This window comes from Devosia sp. LjRoot3 (assembly GCF_964252865.1).
In the GTDB taxonomy this organism is placed as follows: Bacteria; Pseudomonadota; Alphaproteobacteria; order Rhizobiales; family Devosiaceae; genus Devosia.
Genome location: NZ_CAXUPK020000001.1, coordinates 1321100 through 1340309, shown reverse-complemented (window position 1 = coordinate 1340309; position 19210 = coordinate 1321100). Strand labels below are relative to the sequence as shown.

General features: G+C 60.9%; 15 protein-coding genes. 2 read left to right on the top strand and 13 right to left on the bottom strand.

Going from position 1 to position 19210, the window contains the following annotated elements; translation table 11 throughout:
* The first annotated feature begins 31 nt into the window (after positions 1-31).
* Together gltX and gltA are read left to right on the top strand one after the other, a co-directional pair.
* Complete coding sequence (gene gltX, locus ACSQ2A_RS06520; protein ID WP_436071530.1) at positions 32-1444, top strand: glutamate--tRNA ligase; 1413 nt, start codon at positions 32-34, stop codon at positions 1442-1444.
* A gap of 154 nt (positions 1445-1598) precedes the next feature.
* Complete coding sequence (gltA, locus tag ACSQ2A_RS06515) at positions 1599-2888, top strand: citrate synthase (protein WP_295412051.1); 1290 nt, start codon at positions 1599-1601, stop codon at positions 2886-2888.
* Between the two features lie 79 nt (positions 2889-2967).
* Here gltA and ACSQ2A_RS06510 read toward each other — a convergent pair whose 3' ends face one another.
* The 13 genes from ACSQ2A_RS06510 to dnaE form a co-directional block, all read right to left on the bottom strand.
* Positions 2968-4098, bottom strand: a complete 1131-nt coding sequence (locus ACSQ2A_RS06510) for a lipid-A-disaccharide synthase (protein WP_436071529.1) — start codon at positions 4096-4098, stop codon at positions 2968-2970.
* Positions 4099-4908: an acyl-ACP--UDP-N-acetylglucosamine O-acyltransferase gene (gene lpxA, locus ACSQ2A_RS06505; protein WP_436071528.1), complete on the bottom strand. Its 810-nt coding sequence runs from the start codon at positions 4906-4908 to the stop codon at positions 4099-4101.
* Complete coding sequence (gene fabZ, locus ACSQ2A_RS06500) at positions 4905-5381, bottom strand: 3-hydroxyacyl-ACP dehydratase FabZ (protein ID WP_295412056.1); 477 nt, start codon at positions 5379-5381, stop codon at positions 4905-4907. The genes lpxA and fabZ overlap by 4 nt, the downstream gene beginning before the upstream one ends.
* Positions 5378-6406, bottom strand: coding sequence for a UDP-3-O-(3-hydroxymyristoyl)glucosamine N-acyltransferase (lpxD, locus tag ACSQ2A_RS06495; protein ID WP_436071527.1), 1029 nt, complete (start codon positions 6404-6406; stop codon positions 5378-5380). The genes fabZ and lpxD overlap by 4 nt, the downstream gene beginning before the upstream one ends.
* Positions 6407-6477: 71 nt before the next feature.
* Positions 6478-8613, bottom strand: coding sequence for an outer membrane protein assembly factor BamA (gene bamA, locus ACSQ2A_RS06490; protein WP_436071526.1), 2136 nt, complete (start codon positions 8611-8613; stop codon positions 6478-6480).
* Between the two features lie 181 nt (positions 8614-8794).
* Positions 8795-9931, bottom strand: a complete 1137-nt coding sequence (rseP, locus tag ACSQ2A_RS06485) for an RIP metalloprotease RseP (RefSeq protein WP_436071525.1) — start codon at positions 9929-9931, stop codon at positions 8795-8797.
* 42 nt (positions 9932-9973) lie between these two features.
* On the bottom strand, positions 9974-10831 hold the full coding sequence (locus tag ACSQ2A_RS06480; protein WP_436071524.1) for a phosphatidate cytidylyltransferase: 858 nt from the start codon (positions 10829-10831) through the stop codon (positions 9974-9976).
* Positions 10831-11592 (bottom strand): isoprenyl transferase, encoded by a 762-nt coding sequence (locus tag ACSQ2A_RS06475; RefSeq protein ID WP_436071523.1) that lies wholly within the window; start codon positions 11590-11592, stop codon positions 10831-10833. Before ACSQ2A_RS06475 ends, ACSQ2A_RS06480 begins: the two co-directional genes overlap by 1 nt.
* Before the next feature lie 34 nt (positions 11593-11626).
* Positions 11627-12181 (bottom strand): ribosome recycling factor, encoded by a 555-nt coding sequence (gene frr / locus ACSQ2A_RS06470; protein WP_353921745.1) that lies wholly within the window; start codon positions 12179-12181, stop codon positions 11627-11629.
* 98 nt (positions 12182-12279) lie between these two features.
* Positions 12280-12999 (bottom strand): UMP kinase, encoded by a 720-nt coding sequence (gene pyrH, locus ACSQ2A_RS06465; RefSeq protein WP_295412065.1) that lies wholly within the window; start codon positions 12997-12999, stop codon positions 12280-12282.
* A 177-nt stretch (positions 13000-13176) separates the two neighbouring features.
* A complete protein-coding gene (gene tsf / locus ACSQ2A_RS06460; RefSeq protein WP_436071522.1) occupies positions 13177-14106 on the bottom strand; it encodes a translation elongation factor Ts in 930 nt (309 codons plus the stop codon).
* 70 nt (positions 14107-14176) lie between these two features.
* A complete protein-coding gene (gene rpsB, locus ACSQ2A_RS06455) occupies positions 14177-14947 on the bottom strand; it encodes a 30S ribosomal protein S2 (protein ID WP_295412067.1) in 771 nt (256 codons plus the stop codon).
* A gap of 319 nt (positions 14948-15266) precedes the next feature.
* The gene (dnaE, locus tag ACSQ2A_RS06450; RefSeq protein ID WP_436071521.1) at positions 15267-18722 is read right to left on the bottom strand and encodes a DNA polymerase III subunit alpha; all 3456 of its coding nucleotides are present in this window, start codon (positions 18720-18722) and stop codon (positions 15267-15269) included.
* Positions 18723-19210 lie beyond the last annotated feature (488 nt).

Below are 19210 nucleotides of genomic sequence, written 5' to 3'. Positions count from 1 at the left end.
CCCGAAATTCCCTCAATTCGTTCCGGTTATCATGTCCCAGGTTGTTACTCGCTTTGCTCCTTCCCCTACCGGGTACCTGCATATCGGCGGCGCCCGTACGGCCCTGTTCAGCTGGGCCTATGCCCAGAACAAGGGCGGCAAGATGCTGCTGCGCATTGAGGACACCGATCGCGAACGTTCAACCGAAGCTGCCGTCGTCGCGCTGATCGACGGGCTCAAGTGGCTGGGCCTTGATTGGGAGGGCGATCCGATCAGCCAGTTCGCACGCGCCTCGCGTCATGCCGAGGTCGCGCATGAGCTCGTGAAGATGGGCCACGCCTACTATTGCTACTGCTCACCCGAAGAGCTGGACCAGATGCGCGAAGAGGCTCGCGCTGCCGGCAAGCCGCCGCGCTACAATGGCTTCTGGCGCGATCGCGACCCGAAGGAGGCGCCGGAAGGCATTTCCCCGGTGATCCGCATCAAGGCGCCGCTGACTGGAGAAATCGTGGTCAATGATCACGTGCAGGGCAAGGTCGTGTTCAAGACCGAGAACCTCGACGACTTCATCATCCTGCGCTCGGACGGCACGCCGACCTATATGCATGCGGTGGTGGTCGACGATCATGACATGGGTGTCACCCACATCATCCGTGGCGACGACCACCTGACCAATGCCGCCCGCCAGATCATCATCTACAACGCCATGGGTTGGACCGTGCCGGAGATGGCGCATATCCCGCTGATCCACGGCCCGGATGGCGCGAAGCTCTCCAAGCGTCATGGCGCCCTTGGCGTCGAAGCCTATCGCCAGATGGGTTACCTCCCAGCCGCGCTGCGCAACTATCTCGCTCGCCTCGGCTGGAGCCATGGCGACGAGGAAATCTTCTCGACCGAGCAGATGGTGGAGTGGTTCAGCCTCGAAGCCCTCAACAAGGGCGCGGCGCGCTTCGACTTCGTCAAGCTCGAGAACATCAACGGCCACTATATCCGCGAGGCCGACCCGACCTATCTCTACAACGTCATGATCGACACGGCCAAGGAAGTGGGCCGCGACGAGGACGCCAAGGGGCTGATGGCGAACCACAACACGGTCCTTGCCGCCCTGCCCGAGTTGCAGCCGCGCGCCAAGACGGTGCTGGAGCTGATCGACCTCGCACAGTTCATCTATGCCCTGCGCCCGATCACGCCTGATGCAGCTGCGGCGGCACTGCTGACGCCGGAAGCCAAGGTGGTTCTCGCCGGTATTGCCGAAACGTTAGGGGGCCTTGCCGATTGGTCAGTGCCGGCCATCGATGGCGCCATGCGCGAACTGGCCGAAGCCAAGGGTCTCAAGCTCGGAAAGCTGGCACAGCCGCTGCGCGCAGCCCTTACGGGACGTACGGTTTCGCCGGGAATCTTCGAGGTCATGGTGCTCATCGGCCGCGAAGAATCGATGGCACGTTTAAGTGACCAAATCGCTTAAGAAACGGGGCCGCAGAGGGTAACGTCTGCTTACCTATCGGTTGCTTGTGCGGGGCAAAAACTGATACCTCTGCGGTCATCAATCGGCACCGCTGGAGGTGCTGCCCCGCTTCACCTCCCTTCCCTCGGAGCGTGGGCAAAACGAGGAGAGCTCAATGACCGAAAAAGTCGCCAAACTCATCGTCGGAGACCAGACCGTCGAATTTCCAATCCTGAGCGGAACCGTGGGTCCGGATGTCGTCGACATCCGCTCGCTCTACGCCAAGACGGGGCTGTTCACCTACGATCCGGGCTTTACCTCGACGGCGGCCTGCGACAGTGCCATCACTTATATCGATGGTGACAAGGGCGAACTCCTTTATCGGGGCTACCCGATCGAACAGCTCGCCGAAAAGTCGAACTATCTCGAAGTCTGCTACCTGCTGCTCTACGGCAACCTGCCGACCAAGGCGCAGTTCAAGGAATTCGAAGAGCTCGTGACGCGCCACACCATGGTGCACGAGCAGATGCACTACTTCTACCGCGGCTTCCGTCGCGATGCGCACCCGATGGCCGTGATGACTGGTGTCGTCGGTGCCATGGCGGCGTTCTACCACGACTCGACCGACATCAACGATCCGCAGCAGCGCGAGATCGCCTCGATCCGCATGATCGCCAAGATCCCGACGCTCGCGGCAATGGCCTACAAGTACTCGGTCGGTCAGCCCTTCGTGTATCCGCGCAACGATCTCGATTACGCCTCGAACTTCCTCCACATGTGCTTCTCGGTGCCGGCGGAAGAATACAAGGTGAACCCGGAAATCGCGCGTGCGATGGACCTGATCTTCACCCTGCACGCCGACCACGAGCAGAACGCATCGACCTCGACGGTTCGCCTCTCCGGCTCGTCCGATGCCAACCCCTTCGCCTGTATCGCTGCCGGCGTTGCCTGCCTCTGGGGCCCTGCCCATGGCGGCGCCAACGAAGCCGCGCTCAACATGCTGCGCGAAATCGGTACGGTTGATCGCATTCCGGAATATATCGCCCGCGCCAAGGACAAGAACGATCCGTTCCGCCTGATGGGCTTTGGTCACCGCGTCTACAAGAACTATGATCCGCGCGCCAAGGTCATGCAGGAAACTGCAAACCGCGTGCTCGATCTGCTCGGCGTCGAAAACAACCCGACGCTGCAGGTGGCCAAGGAACTCGAACGTATCGCGCTGTCGGACCCGTACTTCGTCGACCGCAAGCTCTATCCGAACGTCGACTTCTATTCGGGCGTCATCCTCGACGCGATCGGCTTCCCGACCTCGATGTTCACCGTGCTCTTTGCCGTGGCCCGCACCGTTGGCTGGATCAGCCAGTGGAAGGAAATGATCGGCGACCCGCAAAAGAAGATCGGCCGCCCGCGCCAGCTCTACAACGGCTCGGTGGCGCGCGACTATTCCGAGATCGGCACCCGCTGATCTCGACGCCAAAATAAAAATGACCCCGCTTCGGCGGGGTCATTTGTTTTGGGCTCTCGAACTATGCTGGCCAGATGGCTCAGGGAGCGTCGCGCCAGTGGTGCAGCACGCGCTCTGCCGGATTGACACGCGGGTCTTCTTCCGTGCCGTCTTCCATCATCTTCCGGATCGTCTTGAACCCTTCGAACTGGGCAGGGCCTTCACCATCATCCAAATGGCTGCGCACTGCTGAAACCAGCGCGTCGGCATCCGGTTCCAGCTGCAGGATCTCGGGTACCAATGGCCTATCCAGCAAGATATTGGGCAGCGAGGCATACTTGACCTTGAATCTCACCCAAAGCCTCGCCTGGCCCTTGTCGGCGACATAGGTGGTCACCATGGGCACCCCGGCCAGGGCCAGTTCGAGCGTCACGGTTCCGGTGGCGGCGACAGCAACCACGGCGCTTGCCATGGCCGCAGCTTTGCGCTCTTCGCCGGTGATGACGTCGACTTTGGCGGGCCAATCGGCCACCCGCCCTTTCACCGTAGCTTCAAGCCGGCGCGGCGTGGGCAGAACGAAACCGCTGATCCGGGGATGAGACGCGAGGTTTTCGACGACGGCCCGCATCATCGGCAAGTGGCGCCGCAATTCACCATCGCGGCTACCAGGCAGAAGCAGCATCGGTCCGCGCTCAGGAACAGCCGAGCGGAACGCAAGGGCGCTGGCGGCGGGATGGCCGACATAATGCGTTTCCGGCCCGTCGACGCTGCGCATGAAAGCGGGTTCGAAAGGCAAGACCGCCATCACTTCGCGGAAATGCGGCTTCAGGTGTTGCGCCCGCTCCGGCTTCCAGGCCCAGACGGCCGGCGCCACGCAAAGCAGAACGGGGATATCGGGAGCGGCCTTGTAGACCTGCTTGGCGACGATCGAGGAGAAGACCTGCGCATCGACCAGCACAACCACGTCGGGCCGCGTACGGACAATGGCCTTCGCGACTTGCCGAGCGCGCCAGAGAAGCCTGGGGAGCCGCGGAAGCACATCCGCCCAGCCCATGACCGACAGCTCGTTCATGTCGAAGAGCGATTTGATGCCGACCGCTGCGAGAGCATCCCCGCCGACACCGCTAACGTCGACCGCCACCTGTTCGCGCAGTCGGTTCACCAAGTCGGCGCCGATCCGATCGCCCGAAGGCTCGCCGGCGAGAACAAAAAGCCGCAGCTCGGGCGACACTTATTCCTCTTCCGAGCCTGCACGCGGCAGGCAGAGCGGGCGGTCTTTTGCGGTTGCGATGAACGTTACCACGTCCTGTACGAGGCTCGCGTCCTTGAACATCACCGCCGCGTCGTCGACGCGCTCGCGCAACGTGCCTTCGCTTGAAAAGATCATGCGATAAGCAGCACGCAGCGTGTGGATGGCTTCGCGGTCGAATCCGGAGCGCTTGAGCCCTACCAGATTGAGACCTGCAAGGCGGGCACGATTGCCGATGGCCATGCCATAGGGAATGACGTCGTTGTCGATCATGCTATGGGCGCCGATAAAGGCATGGGCGCCGATGCGCACAAACTGGTGCACGGCGCACATGCCGCCGAAGCGGACATAATCGCCGATGACCGTATGTCCGGCGACGCCAACATAGTTCGCGAGGACGACATTGTTGCCGACATGTGCGTCATGCGCGACATGGCTGCAAGCCATCAGCAGGCAGTCATTGCCGATCTTGGTCAGCATACCGCCGCCTTCGGTGCCCGGATTGATGGTCACCGACTCGCGAATGGTGCAGCGTTCGCCGATTTCGACGCGCGATGCTTCGCCGTGGAACTTCAGGTCCTGTGGCTGGTGACCGACGGAGGCGAAAGGAAAAATCCTCGTGCCGGCGCCGATGGTCGTATGACCTTCAACGACAACGTGGGAAATCAGTTCGACATTGTCGCGCAGGACAACGTGCTCGCCCACCATGCAGTAAGGACCGATCTTGACGCCGGCCCCAAGTTGCGCGCCGCTAGCGACAATCGCTGTCGGATGAACAACGATATCGCTCACTCGGTCGCCTCGACAATCATGGCAGTCAGCTCGGCCTCGGCGATAACGGCGCCGTTCACCTTGGCTTCGGCCTTGTAGCGGCCCACCGTGCGGCGACGGTGCAGCTTGGAGATGTGATACTCGATCGTATCGCCGGGCCCTGCCGGCTTGCGGAAGCGGGCACTGTCAATGCCAAGCAACATGACGATGCTCTTGCTATCAGCCGTCGCGTCGTACTTGATGACAATAGCGCCAGCCGTCTGCGCCATACCTTCGAGGATCAGCACGCCGGGGAAGATCGGATTGTTCGGGAAATGACCCTGGAAGATCGGCTCGTTGAAGGTGACGTTCTTGATGCCGACGGCTGACTCGTCGCCATTGATATCAACGATGCGGTCAATCATCAGCATGGGATAACGATGTGGCAGAGCCAGGAGGATATCCTGAATGCTCATGGCATCGAGTTCAGTCGTCGCGCCTACGGTGTCCGTCATCCCCGCTTGTTCCCTTTTGCCAATTTCCGCAACGTGGCGAGCTCTCGCCAGAAATCCGTCAACTCCTGCGCCGGCGCGCCACCAAGTTTGGAGCCTGCCGGCCAGTCCTTAGTTACTGCTGCGCGGCCGAAAATAGTCGTACCCGCGCCGATACGCAAATGCCCCGAGGTGCCGACGCCGCCGCCCATCAGGACACTATCTTCCACGATGGTCGATCCGGACAGACCACTCTGGGCGGCAATCAGGCAATTGCGGCCAATGCGGCAATTGTGTCCGATCTGCACCTGATTATCGATCTTCGTGCCGTCGCCGATAACCGTGTCGCCAAGGGCGCCGCGATCCACCGTGCTATTTGCACCGATTTCGACACGATCCTGAATGATGACCCGACCCAATTGCGGGATCTTGCGGTTGGCCATGCCGTGGTCGAGCCAGCCAAAGCCTTCTGTACCGATCCGTACACCGGAGTGCAGGACGACATCATTACCCAGATGCGCGCAATCAATGGTGCAATTGGCGGCGATGATGCTGTTGCGCCCGATGGTGACGCCCGGGCCGATAACCGTATTGGCCCCGATGATCGTGCCGCGGCCGATTTCGACGCCATTGCCGATGACGACGTTCGAACCAATGGTCACGTCACGCTCGAATATCGGCGCGCCAAGGTCCTCGCGGCCACCCGCGATAGCTGCCCTGGTGCTCGCCGGATAAAGACGATCCAGAATTTCGGTGAAGAGATGATGCGCTCGCGGCGCCACGATGGCCACGGCGCCGGGTGGCACGCTGTCCTTTAGGGACGGATGCACAATAGCAAAACCCGCCGCCGTCCGGCGCAGGTCTTCGGCATATGATACATGAGCGGCAAGTACGAGATCCTGGGGTCCGGCAAGTTCAAGCTCGGAAACGCCGCCTACTACACGGTCTGCTTCGGCAAGTCCTGCAGCCACGTCGGCATGCCCGAGTTCGGTCAGCAGCGCGCCAACAGCAATCGGTCCGGAAAATCGGTGAAATCGAGTATCGACCATGAGATCACTTCAAAAGAAAAGCCGCGGAGCTACCGCCCCGCGGCTTGATGACTTCTTTCACGTTGCCCGTACTAGAGCAAGGTCTGAAGCGTGATCTGGAAGACCTGGGTACGGTCTGCCGTCGATTTGTTGAGCACGTGCGAGACGTCGCCGCGCAGCGGGCCGAACGGCGAGTCCCAAATAAGCGATGCACCGATGGAGGTACGAAGCGGCACATCCTGGCTCAGCGGATCTAGAGTGCCGGAACCAGTGCCCGGCAGACCGTCAATCCAGGCAGCGTCAGCCCAAAGCGCACCGCTCAGACCGTAGCTCTCGGGAAGAGCCGGAATGGGGAACTCGATTTCGGCAGAAACGGCCGCGTACATGGTCGCGCCGAGATATTCGCTGTTACCCGATGCGTTTGCTGCCAAACGCGGGCCAACGCCGCGGCCTTCGAAACCACGAATAATGCTTGAACCCGGCATGAACGCTTCAACAGCATGAACAGAGCCACCGTTGAGGCTGTTGACCACACCGGCCTGGCCACGAACGCTGGCAACGATGCCGCTATCGTCGAGAACCGGCAAGAAGTAACGGCCGCGTGCTTCGGTCTTCAGCAGGTTGTGGTCCCAGCCAATATACTGCTGGGTGAAGGTTGCGTAGAGCCCTTCGGTCGGGTCCTTGACGTCGTCAAGGCCGTTCCAGGTCAACGTATAGCCAATAAAGGCCTTGTTGAATTCCTGAGCATCATTGACCAGGGCCGACTTATAGGCCGGGTTGTCCTTGACGTCGGAGATGACCTTACGCTCGTAACCGCCGAAAAGCGTCGCATTGAGTGCACTGGTGATCGGCACGCCGAAACGCACCTGGCCACCAGTCGACTGCGAACCGTAGAAGCTAGCCGTCGTCTCGTCCGAAATACGGTGATAGGCGTCAAAGCCAGCCGACACCTTAAGCCCCATGAAACGCGGCTCGGTGAAGGAGAAGTCGAAGGTACGGCCCGACTGCGATGCGCCGATAGCGGCACGCAGGTACTGACCACGACCAAGGAAATTGCGCTCGGTCAGCGAAACTTCGCCCAGGATGCCGTCGCTGGTCGAATAGCCGGCGCTGGCGCCATATTCGCCCGTCGAGGTTTCGGTCACGTTGATATTGAGAACCACCTTGTCAGGCGAAGAGCCCGGCGCGGTCGTGACTTCAACCTTGGAGAAGAATCCGAGGTTCTGGATGGCTTCGCGACCACGGATGACCATGGAGCGGTTGAACGGATCGCCTTCACCAAAGGCCAGTTCGCGGCGAACAACGAAGTCGCGCGTCTTGGTATTGCCGGTGATGTTGATGCGTTCAACATAGATGCGCGCGCCTTCGTCGACCAGGTAGGTCACGTTGAAGGTGCCGGTGGCAACGTCGCGATCAAGGCGGGCACGAACGTCCGCGAAGGAATAGCCCTGAGTCGTGGCTTCGTAAGCCATGTCCTCGATGGTTTCCTGCAGGTTCGAGACGGAGTACTGAGCACCCTTGCCGGTCTGGACGGTCGAGCGCAGCACATCGGTGTTCAGGCCGTTGATGCTGGTTTCGATACCGACGTTACCAAACTGGTAGCGCTGGCCTTCGTTAACCGTGAAGTTGATGAAGTACGCGTTACGCGCAGCATCATACTCGGCAACCGAGGTCACCTGCGCGTCGGGATAGCCGCGATTCGCGTAGTAGAGACGGAGACGCTCGCGATCGACCGCCAGCTTCTGCTCATCATAGGTATCATCACGAAGGAGCCAGCTCAGAATGCCGGTTTCCTTGGTGAGCATGGCACCCTTGAGGTTGCCGCTGCTGATTGCATTGTTACCGGTGAAGTTGACCGCTGCGATGCCCGCGCGTTCACCTTCATTGACCTGGAAGACCACGCGAACGCGACCATCAGCAGTCGGCTCCGTACGCGACGTCACCGTCACGCCGAGGAAGCCGTCGCGATCATAGGCCTGACGAATGCTTTCGACGTCAGCCGCAACGCGCTGCGAGGTATAGATGCCGGAGGCAGAGACATCGACCATTGCAAGGAGCTGCGCGTCGGAGAAGCGCCGGTTACCTTCAAACAGGACCGAACCGACCAACTGCTCCTGAGCTTGCGCAGCGACGACGCCCAGCACGGGGATCCCGGCACCGACCATTGGGCTCGCACCCATAATCGCGATCACCGAGACAGCGCCACGCAACAGCTTGGGGTTAATCATATTGTTATTGCCTTCTGCGACCTGCCCGGAGAATCGTCATACGCCGCCCCCCCAAGCTAACTCCATTGGAGTGTTTTACTGTTTTTTTAACCACGGACAAGCGGTAAGCCCGGACGCAGTTAGCAATTCATTGGCGCGCGTGTATTCGTGCAACACCTTGCGAACCAAGGTTAACCAAGGTTTAGCGCAAGATGCCAAAATGGTCGAAAACCGTGTCGTTGAACAGGGTAAAAACCATCAAGGCCAGCACCAGGGCGAAGCCGAAGCGAAATCCTATCTCTTGCACGCGCATGCTGAGAGGGCGTCCGCGAACGGCCTCGATGAGATAGTACAAGAGATGGCCGCCGTCGAGCATGGGAACAGGTAAAAGATTGAATATCCCAATGTTCAGAGACAGAAGCGCCATCAGGTTGATAAGGGCGATGACGCCCAGCGTAGCCACTTCACCCGAAACCTTGGCGACCTTCACCGGTCCGCTCAGCTGCTGGACATCCCCCCGACCGACGAAAAAATCGCCCAGGAATGCGGCCGTGCGCTGCACGATGAAACGGATTTCCTCGAATGTCATGCCAATCGCCTCGACGGGTCCGGGGCGATAAAGCTGGATATCGGCTGCTTCAATATTTCGAGCGACGCCTATCCGGCCGATGCGTTGGTCATTGCCGAAGCGATCCTGAATCACCACCGGCTCAGGCACGAGCCGAAGCGTGTCCTTCGACCCGCCGCGCTCGATTTCGATCACCACCTCACGGGCCGGGCTGGTAGCGACGTAGCGCTGGAAATCCTCGAAACCACGAACGACATAGCCGTCGACGGATAGAATCGTGTCGCCGGGCTCAAAGCCGGCGGCTTCGGCGACAGAGCCCGAGACAACCTCGCCGATGACGGCAGGCACGGTTTCGCGTCCGTAGCCGAGCAGTAGGGCGTAGAGAATCAGGAATGTCAGAAGGACGTTGGCAATCGGGCCTGCCGCCACGATGGCGATGCGCTGCCAGACGGATTTATTGACGAACAGCCGCGGCGCCAGCTCCGGGTCCCGAAGCTCTGCTGCATTGGGGTCCGGCATGCTTGACGCATTCATGTCGCCGGCGAACCGGACATAGCCACCAAGGGGAATCGCCGAAATCTTCCAGCGCGTGCCGTGGCGATCGTTCCAGCCGATGAGTTCGCGGCCAAAGCCGATGGAGAAGGCCTGAATGGCGACCCCGTTCCAGCGCGCGACAAGGTAGTGCCCCATTTCGTGGACGAAGACGATGACGGTCAAAACGGCCAGAAACGGAATGACGTAGGACAGAAGCCAGGCCACAAATTCAAACATCGTCATTCCCGATCTGAGGCAGCAGCGCCACCTGGGCGGTGATCACCAATAGAGCAGTCCCTCGGCCACCGAGCCGATGCCGCCGTGCAATGCGCCGACGATCAAGACCAGAATGATGCCGAATGTGAGGCTATCAAGCCGATCCATCAAGCCGCCATGGCCGGGGATAATGTCGCCGCTGTCCTTGATCCGGAAATGCCGTTTCACGGCACTTTCGCTGAGGTCACCCAGCTGGCCGAGAATGCTGATCGACAACGAGATCAACAGACCTATCCACCAGGGGGAATCGGTCAGGACGATCCAGACCAGCAAGCCCGCCCCGGAGCCAAGAGCAAGGCCGCCTAGAGCGCCTGACCATGTCTTTGAGGGCGAAATGCTCGGAACCAGTTTCTCGCCGCCAATCTGGCGACCAGTGAAGAAAGCCGCGGAATCCGTCATCCAGACGACAGTGCCAAGGAATATGCCTGCCCAAATGCCCGCCACGCCGTCGCCACGCATCAGCACGGCCGACAGAATCAACACGCCGAACAGGACGAGACCGGCGGCCCGCCAGAAGAAAAGTTCGCGTCCCATGAAGGCAGCAACCACGCAGGCAAGCGCGATGGCTCCAACGAGCCCCCAAACGCCCAGCAACGGAAAAATCAGCCCGGAGAGACCAACCAGCCCGATCAGTGCCATGCCCGGCATGGTCAGCGGCGCCCGCGAAACCATTGTCTCCCATTCGCGATAGGCGCCCGCATAGACTGCCCCCACCACGCCCGAGAAAAAGTAGCTGCCAAGATAGAGTGCGGTCGCTGTAACGGCGATCAGCACCATGGCCGACGCGAAACGTGGGCCGACATCTGCCCAATTGCGACGTTGGGGTTCAGGAGGCTTGGGTGAAGGTGCGCCTGGCTCCATCAACTCCCGGTCGCCCCCAGACCGCCAAAACGCCGATCACGCAGGGAATAGGCTTCAAGAACGCGGAGGAAACTTGCCTCGTCGAAGTCCGGCCAGTTTTCCGGCACGAAGACGAGTTCGGCATAGGCCGATTGCCAAAGCAGGAAGTTGGAAAGGCGCTGTTCGCCGCTCGTCCGGATGATGATGTCGGGATCCGGCAAGTCGACGGTATAGAGCGCGCGCGAAATCGCCGCCTCATCGATATCGGCAGGATCAATGCGGCCTTCCGCAGCATCCCTCGCCAGGCTACGGACGGCATCGGTGATTTCGGCTCGACCGCCGTAGTTGAAGGCGACGACGAGGACAAGGCCCGTATTGGATGCCGTCTTGGCTTCCACGTCCTCGATAAGACGAACGAGAGATGGTTCGAGACCTGCCCGCGTACCAATGATGCGAATGCGAACATTGTTGCGAATGAGCCGCTGCAGATCAGAGGCCACAAAGCGCCGCAAAAGCCCGAAGATGAAGGAGACTTCTTCCGCCGGGCGCGTCCAGTTCTCGGACGAAAAGCTGAAGACCGTCAGATAGCCGACGCCGTGCTTGATGCAGGACTGCACGAGGTTACGGAGCGCGTGCACGCCCTCAATATGCCCCTCGGTACGGCGCTTGCCCCTGGCCTTGGCCCAACGGCCATTGCCATCCATGATCACACCCAGGTGAACCGGAATACGGAGGCCCGAACCGAGGTCCGGGCTCATTTTTGCGGCGGTCTCGCTTGCCATCAACGCCCCTCCCGGCGGCGTTCCATGCAGGTCTTTAGACCTGCATGATTTCCTGTTCCTTGGCCGCCACGATCGCATCGATCTCCTTGACGGCGTCGTCGGTAGCCTTCTGCACGAGCTCGGTCTGCTTCTTGGCGTCGTCCTGGCTCATGTCGCCGTCCTTCTCCGCCTTTTTCAAGGCGTCCATGCCATCGCGACGAATATGGCGCACAGCGACGCGGGCCTGTTCGGCATAGGTGTGAGCAACCTTGGCGAGTTCCTTGCGGCGCTGCTCGTTGAGTTCCGGGAGCGGAACGCGGATGACCTGGCCTTCGCCCATCGGGTTAAGGCCGAGGCCGCTGTCGCGGATGGCCTTTTCAACAGCGTTGGCCAAGCCGCGGTCCCAGACCTGCACGGAGAGCATGCGCGGCTCCGGAACGGTCACGGTAGCGAGCTGGCTAAGCGGCGTGCGCGAACCATAGGCTTCAACCGTCACAGGCTCCAGCAGGCTGGCGCTGGCGCGGCCGGTGCGCAGGCCCACCAGTTCGTCCTTGAGCGAGCCGATCGACTTCTGCATGCGGTTCTTGATGTCGGTGAGATCATAGGCCATTGCCGTGGTCCTTCCAGTCATTTGGCGCTGCCAGCATGGGGCGCGCTTCTCTATTAAACTCGCACCGGGAAGGTGCAATGGGCGAAAACCGCCCTGCCCTAAATCGGGTCGCCAACTCGAGTAGACAGGCCCTTGCCTTCCAGGATGCCGGAAAGGCCAGCAGGCTCATCGAGAGCATATACAATAATGGGCATGTGGCTGTCGCGGGCAAGCGCGAATGCAGCCGTATCCATCACCTTCAAATTCCGGGCGATGACTTCGTCATAACCAATCTGCGAATAGCGGACGGCATCGGGGTTCTTCTTCGGGTCATCGGAATAGACGCCGTCGACCTTGGTCCCCTTGAGCACGACGTCGCATTCAAGCTCGATAGCACGGAGCGTAGCAGCGGTATCGGTCGTGAAGAACGGATTGCCGGTGCCACCACCGAGGACGACCACGAAACCCTCTTCAAGCGCCTGCTTGGCATCGCGCGCGGTGAAGGTATCAGCCACGGACGGCATGGTCGCGGCGCTGAAGGGTTTTGACTTCACGCCCTGGCGGGTAATGGCGTTGGAAAGGGCGAGGGCATTGATCATGGTGCCCAGCATGCCCATCAGGTCGGCAGTGACGCGATCGGTGCCGTCGGCAGCGCCGGCCATGCCGCGGAAGATATTGCCGCCGCCAACGACGATGGCAACCTGGATGCCGGAGCGCGCCGCATCGGCGATCTGCTTGGCTACGGCCTGGAGAAAGGGCGGCTCGATGCCGAAGGAGTTATCTCCCGCCAGCGCCTCGCCCGAAACCTTGAGCAGAATGCGCTTGTAGCTCGACGCCATCGGAAGACCTCATGTGAGACTGCGGGCTCGCGACTCTGCAAGACCTTCGGGACACTAGGGCAAAACTGCCACAAGCTGAAGGCTAAGCCACGCAGGAAGTAAATGTAAAACTTATGAAGCTCGATCCAGCCGCACTGGAGAGCGATGGACGGGCCATTGAGGCCCGTCCAAAAGTCATCAGGCCTTGACGCCTGCGGTCGCGGCGACTTCGGCTGCGAAGTCGGTTTCGACCTTTTCAATGCCTTCGCCGAGCGCATAGCGCACGAACTTGGTCAGCTTGATCGGGGCGCCAACGTCCTTCTCGGCCTTCTTGATGGCGTCGGCGACCTTGGTCTCACCGTCGATCACGAAGGTCTGAGCGAGGAGAGTGACTTCCTCGTAGTACTTGCGCAGGCGGCCTTCGACCATCTTCTCGGCGATGTCGGCGGGCTTGCCCGATTCCTTGACCTGCTCGAGGATGATGGCGCGTTCACGAGCCACGACGTCCTGATCCAGCTCGCTGGAGTCGATCGCCAGCGGGTTGGTGGCAGCGATGTGCATTGCAAGCTGCTTGCCGAGAGCCGACAGGGCAGCCTTGTCGCCGGTGGACTCGAGGGCGACCAGAATACCGATCTTGCCCAGGCCAGCCTTGACGGCGTTGTGCACGTAGCTTTCCACCACGCCATCGGCGACCGAAACGGTCAGCGTGCGGCGCAGGTTCATGTTTTCGCCGATCTTGGCGATGGCTTCGGTCAGTTCGGCCTGGACCGAGTGACCAGCGCCGGGGAACGGCATTTCGCCGAGCTTGGCGACATCGCCATCAGCGTCGAGAGCGAGCTTGGCAATCGAGCCAACGATGTTCTGGAACTGCTCGTTGCGGGCAACGAAGTCGGTTTCGGAGTTGACTTCGACGACAGCAGCCTTGGTGCCGGAGGTTGCAACGCCGACCAGACCTTCAGCGGCGACGCGGTCAGCCTTCTTGGCGGCCTTGGCGAGGCCACGGGTGCGCAGCCAATCGACGGCAGCTTCCATGTCGCCATTGGTTTCGGCCAGGGCCTTCTTGCAGTCCATCATCCCGACGCCGGTCGAGTCGCGGAGCTGCTTAACCAGTGCAGCAGTGATTTCCATGGGTTCACCTTTCGGCGGCCCCAGTCTGGGGCCGCATAGTTTCGTTCAAACGATTCCGGACATACCGGACTTAGTTGACAGCTGCGCCTTCGCCCGGAAGATCTTCAGCCGGAGCTTCCGAAGAAGCGCCGAGATCCTGGCCGAGAGCGCTCGAAGAGCGACCGATACCGTCGAGGGCAGCGCGCGAGATCAGCGACACATAGAGTTCGAGAGCGCGGCTGGCGTCGTCATTGCCCGGGATGGCGTAGTCGACCACGTCCGGATCGCAATTGGTGTCGACGATAGCAACGACCGGGATGCCCAGGCGACGGGCTTCCTTGATGGCGTTGGCTTCCTTGTTGGTGTCGATCACGAAGAGGAGCGAGGGAACGTTGCCCATGTCCTTAATGCCGCCGAGGTCGCGCTCAAGACGCTCCTGCTCGCGGGACATCATCAGGCGCTCTTTCTTGGTGCGCAGGTTCAGGTCTTCTTCGCTCATCGATTCCAGTTCGCGCAGACGCGAGATGGAGTTCGAGATCGTCTGCCAGTTGGTCAGCGTGCCGCCGAGCCAGCGGGAGTTGACGTAGTACTGGGCGGACTGCTTGGCAGCTTCAGCAACGAGCGGGGCAGCCTGGCGCTTGGTGCCGACGAAGAGAACGCGGCCGCCATCGGCGACGGTGTCGGACACGAGCTGCAGGGCGCGGCTCAGGGCCGGCACGGTCTGCGACAGGTCGAGAATGTGAATGTCATTGCGAACGCCGAAAATGAAGCGTTCCATCTTCGGGTTCCAGCGGTGCTTCTGGTGGCCGAAGTGCACGCCTGCTTCGAGGAGCTGGCGCATGGAGAATTCTGGCAGAGCCATTTGGTATTCCTTTACCGGTTGATGCCTCCACGAAGCCTTGCGACGGTTGCCCGCCACCGGATGGCACTCCAAACGGAGGGCCTGCTTCGTGTGTGAGATCGCGCCAGCCAAACTGCTGGACGCGTGGGCGATATAAGCGAAGTCTTACCCGAGCGCAACCCGCCAAAGTCACTCACGGGATCGTCAACGAACCGATCCGTGGATTACTCGTTGCTCCCACATGGACCCGCGCCCAGACGTGGGGCTACAGGGTGAAAGCCCCTGAGCGGAGGAGGAAGAGCTTTGCGCTCACCTCCTCTGCGCTTGTCTGGCCCCTACCCTAATTGAACCGGACGTCGGTGATCCCATCGAGCGCCTTGATGCCGCCGGCGACTTCGGCGCTGACGGAATACTTGCCGGGGAGTTCGATTTCATATTCGCGAGCGCCGGCGTCGCGGATCACCACGAAGCTCACCGTGCCATTGCCGCCACGCTTCAGCTGCGCACTGACGGGGCCGAGGGCCTTCTCGTTCGCGGTGAAAATTGTAAGGCGTCGGTCGATGCTTTCTGCCAGGCCTTCTATGGGCTTGGCGCCGTTGAGCATGAGACTGATGCCTTCCGCGCGCTCTTGGGCACCGACTTCGAGGATCACCGAATTGCCAGGCTGCAGGATAGCGCCGAACTGGGTGATCTGCTCGGAAAAAGCGATGACTTCAAAGGTGCCGCTCTGATCCGAGAGGCTCAGGATCATCATCGGCGTGCCTTTACGCGTTCGCCTGTCGTTACGCGATGAGATGGTCCCGGCCATGCGTCCGGCGGAGGCGCCATCCTTCACTGCGCGCTCGAAATCGCTCCAGCGCTGGACGCGAAGGCGCTCAAAGAGGTCGGAATAAGCATCGAGCGGATGGGCCGAGAGGTGGAAGCCGATGGCCGAGAGTTCACGGTCGGCCCGCTCGGTGGAATTCCAGGCAGGGACGCCGGTGGGCAGGCGGAACGGTTCAGGTTCACTCGAGGCGAACATGTTCCACTGGCCTTCGTTGCGCTCCGTGGTCAGGGCCTGGGCGGTGCCCACAACCTGGTCCATGGCAGCGAAGGCGATTTCGCGACGCTCGACCAGCGAGTCGAAGGCGCCGGCATTGACGAGGGTTTCAAGCGTACGCTTGTTGATCGCCTTGGGATCAACGCGGCGGGCAAAGTCGCCCAGGTCCTTGAACGGCTTGTCGCCACGGACCTCGACGATGTGCTCGGCAACGGCGCGACCGACGCCCTTCACGGCGGAGAGGCCGTAGTGGATGCGGTCATTCTTCACCGAGAACACGACTTCCGAGGCATTCACGCAGGGCGGAACGACCTCGATCTTCTTCTTCCCGGCCTCGCGGCGGAAATCCGACAGCTTGTCGGTCTGCGCCATATCGAGCGTCATCGAGGCGGCATAGAATTCGTGCGGGAAATGCTGCTTGAGATAGGCCGTCTGGTAGGACACCCAGGCGTAGGCGGCGGCGTGGCTCTTGTTGAAGCCGTAGTTGGCGAACTTGGCCAGCAGGTCGAAAATCTGATCGGCCAGCGCTTCGCTAACCCCTTGAGGGCCGGAACCCTCGCGGAAGCGCACGCGCTGATTGTCCATCTCCGCCTTGATCTTCTTACCCATGGCGCGGCGGAGCATGTCGGCTTCGCCGAGCGAATAGCCCGACAGAAGCTGGGCGATCTGCATCACCTGCTCCTGATACACGATGATGCCATAGGTCTCGTCGAGCACTTCGCTCAGCTTGGGGTGGGGATATTCCACCTCCTCGCGGCCATGCTTACGATCGATGAAGCTTGGAATATTGTCCATCGGACCAGGCCGATAGAGCGCGTTCATAGCGATGAGATCTTCGATGCGGTCGGGCTTGAGGTCCATCAAGGCCCGGCGCATGCCGCCACTTTCAAACTGGAAGATGCCGTAGGTGTCGCCACGCGCGTAAAGATTGTAAGTGGCCGCGTCGTCGATAGGGATGGTGTCGATGTCGATCTCGACGCCACGCTTGCGTACCATCTCGACAGCGTACTGAATCGTTGTCAGCGTCTTGAGGCCGAGGAAGTCGAACTTCACGAGGCCGGCGGGCTCAACCCATTTCAGGTTGTACTGCGTCACCGGCATTTCGGAACGCGGATCGCGGTAGAGCGGCAGCAGTTCCTGCAGCGGGCGATCGCCGATGACGATACCGGCGGCGTGCGTGGACGCGTGCCGGAAGAGGCCCTCGAGCGATTTGGCGATTTCAACGAGCTGGCCGACGGTTTCGTCTTCCTCGGCCATCTGCTTGAACTGCGGCACCTCGTTCATGGTGCGCTCAATGGTCCAGGGGTCGGCCGGGTTAGCGGGCACGAGCTTACAGATGCGATCGACCTGACCATAAGGCATCTGCAGCACGCGACCGACGTCGCGCAGCACGGCGCGCGCCTGGAGCGAACCGAAGGTGATGATCTGGGCAACCTGTTCGGCGCCGTACTTCTTCTGCACGTATTCGATGACTTCTTCGCGCCGGTCCTGGCAGAAGTCGATATCGAAGTCGGGCATCGAGACGCGCTCAGGATTGAGGAAGCGTTCGAACAGCAGATTGTAGCGCAATGGATCGAGGTCGGTGATGGTGGTGGCATAGGCCACAAGCGAGCCGGCACCGGAACCGCGGCCCGGTCCGACCGGAATGCCCTGCGCCTTGGCCCATTGGATAAAGTCGGCCACGATGAGGAAGTAGCCGGGAAACTTCATCTTCTCGATGACGCCCAACTCGAAATCGAGACGCTCGCGATATTCCTGCTCGGTCTTGCCCGGGCCCGGGCCATGGGCGGCGAGACGGGCATTCAGACCGGTAACCGAAATCTCACGCAAGGCGGCAGCTTCGGCGGCCACGACAGCTTCTTCGGTATCGTGCGAGCCGGCAGCGAATTTTGGCAGGATGGGACCGCGGGTGCGCGGGCGATAGGCAACGCGGCGAGCGATCTCGATGGTGGAATCGAGCGCTTCGGGGAGATCGGCAAATAGCTCGATCATCTCCGCGCGGGTCTTGAAATAGTACTGGTCGTTGAGCTTTCGACGTTCGGTTTGGGCCAGAACGGAACTGCCGGCAATGGCGAGCAGCGCGTCGTGCGCTTCATATTCCTTGGCGGACTTGAAGAAGGGCTCGTTGGTGGCGACCAGCGGGATGCCCTTGCGATAGGCGTAGTCGATCAGGCGCGGCTCGACAGTGACTTCCTGCGCGCGGCCATGGCGCTGCAATTCGATATAGAAGCGATCGCCGAAGAGATCGGCGAGGCGGTCAAGGCGGCGGATGGCGTTGGCGTCCTGCCCATGGGCGAAGGGCATGTCGATGGCGCCTTCGGGGCCACCGGACAGACAGATCATGCCGGCGAGGGAATCGGGCGTCAGCCAATCGAGCTTGGCGCGCGCCAGACCGTTTTCGCCCTGCATATAGGCGCGGGAAACGAGGCGCGAGAGATTGGCAAAGCCCTCTTCGGACTGGGCCATCATGACGACGCTGGACTTTCCGTTCCAGGCGACGTGGCCACGTTCGCTGACACGCTCTTCGGCTGCAGCGAAGTCGATGGCGAGTTCGACGCCGATCAGCGGCTGGATACCCTTCTTCGTCGCCTTTTCGGAGAATTCCAGGGCGCCGAATAGATTGGCTGTATCGGCCAGGCCAAGCGCCGGCTGAGCGTCGGCGGCGGCGAGTTTGAGAATCGACTCAAGCTGGACCGCCCCTTCGAGGAGCGAGAACGCCGAGTGAACATGTAGGTGGATGAAGCCGGGGCCGCGCATATAGGTCTCCTGAAAGGAGTCTTAGCCTGTCGGGGCCAGAGGTCAAATCACCCGGCCCCCAATCCACAGGCGATCAGCCCAAATGCGTGAGCAGGTCCATCCAGGTGAGCGAACCGATGGTGAAGGCACCGAGGGTCACGAAGGCGGCGAAGTCCTTGAGGAAATCAATCATCTTTAGCTCCCGTGTTGCTATAATGTTCTTATATGTTTTCTCTTTGTTCTGGTCCAGTGGGATGATCGGGGAAAGCGGGGACAGGGTTAACGCGTTAGGGATTCGTTAGAAGCCGCGCGGCGCGACGTGCAGGATTCGGACGTGCGGAAGCGCCGGATGGCCTGGAACCTCCGGAGATGCAGTGGACGGACCCCGGAGCGGTATTCGCCTCGAAGTTTTTAGTAGTTGAAGCGCATACCGCTCCGGGGTGCCCTCTTTTCGGGCGGGAACTAAGGCGACTTTTGATCGCTCGTCGCAAGCGGCCAGCCCCGAACGT